This window comes from Stutzerimonas sp. LR2, assembly GCF_055755175.1.
In genome coordinates this window covers 1-1,479 of sequence record NZ_JBVTRR010000021.1, presented here as the reverse complement: position 1 = coordinate 1,479, position 1,479 = coordinate 1, and the positions used below count along the sequence as shown (strand labels likewise).

General features: G+C 51.4%; 1 protein-coding gene and 1 pseudogene. Both read left to right on the top strand.

Annotated elements, in window-relative coordinates:
• Positions 1-970 (top strand): annotated as a pseudogene (locus ACVRRC_RS21690) (hypothetical protein); the annotation flags it as partial.
• Positions 971-1,161: 191 nt separating this feature from the next.
• Positions 1,162-1,479: hypothetical protein (locus ACVRRC_RS21685; protein WP_472997534.1), on the top strand; the 318-nt coding region annotated here is incomplete at its 3' end.

The window sequence follows — 1,479 nt, the reverse complement described above, 5'->3', positions numbered from 1 at the left end:
GATCGTCGCAGCCATTATCGCAGGGGGTGCGATGACGGCAGTGATTTTGACCAGTGATAAAACTCCTGCTGAGAAAGTCGAAGCGTTGTCGGTCGATATCAGAAATGACGGTATCGCGCTGACCGACAAAGTCAAAGCGGACATCGAAAACAGCGGCGCTCAAGCCACTGAACCTGCACAGCCTGATTCTGACCCGGTGACGACGGCAAGCGAAAACGTGCCGGAAACACCTGCTCTGGAAATTGCGCAGCTGAAGAAAAACAATCAGGCTGAAACCGAAGTGCCAGTTAACGTCGAAGAGGTTACTCCGGCTACCCCTACAACTGAAGTTATCCCAGCTGAAGAGATCGTTAAAGAGGCTCAAGCGGTAACCGAAACGGCCAGCGAAAAGCGAGAATATGACCCGGCCAAGTTTGGGATTACTGAAGAAAAACCTCAGGGCGCTGATGTCGCTCCTGTGGCAGAATCAGTCCCTGAGCCGACCAAAACTGTACCTGCACCTGCCGTAACGCCAGCACCAGTGCCAGCGCCTGAGCCCATCCATCTGGAGCGTGTTGAGCTCCCTGCGAAAAATCAATTCGCTCAGACCCAGGACATGACGGGCTCTGATTTGAACTATACTGGGTCGGCGCTGAAGGTTGAGTACAAATCTCAACAACAGGATACGGTCTACCTCTATAGCACCTTCGCGGCAAAAATCTTCCTGCTGCCAACGAATAAAGGCGAAGACATTAGCGCCTACCTGTCTGACGAGAAAGGTTGGCAATTAAAGTTGCTGCCAGGCGGCATTCTCCGTGTCCAGCGCAGTGACAATAAGGCAACCTGGTCGCAAGCAACGGATCTGTTTATCGTTGCTGGCAAGCGTACTTACTCGCTCATTCTGCAAGGTGTCGGTGAGCCTAGCCTGCGTACTGATTCCCTTCGTTACACCTCGGCGGAGCCGGAACTGAAGTCGAAGTCGAAAAAGTAATATATATGGGACAGGCGTATCCTTGATGCGCCTTTTTTATCGGAGTCTATATGATAAGCCCTCTTATTGACGGGGTCCGTCTCATCGCGACGGGCTACTGTATCAGCATTCCTCACGCCCAGTGGACACCTCAACATTCATACCTGATATGCCGAGCGCTTCTTCAACGAGGTATATTCGGTGGTAAGGCAATGTTGGGTACTCGGCTAACACGACATAAAGACGCTGTAAACGAAGGTGATCACGGCGTTTTTTCAGTAGCTCATACGCAATATGGTTGGTTAGTCCTGGAGGATGGCACCATTCTTGACCCCGTCGGATGTTTGCAAAACACCGATGACAGTGGTGAGCCACAATACCGAATTGAGAATGATACGGCCTGCTATATTGACGGTATTGATCCTACAACCTGTGCTCGCAGCGAGTTACCTAAGCACTTCCCTGAAGATGAAATCTATCGGGTTAAGCGCGGCGTGATGCGTGAAATCTGTTCTCGCGCGCTGGGTTAT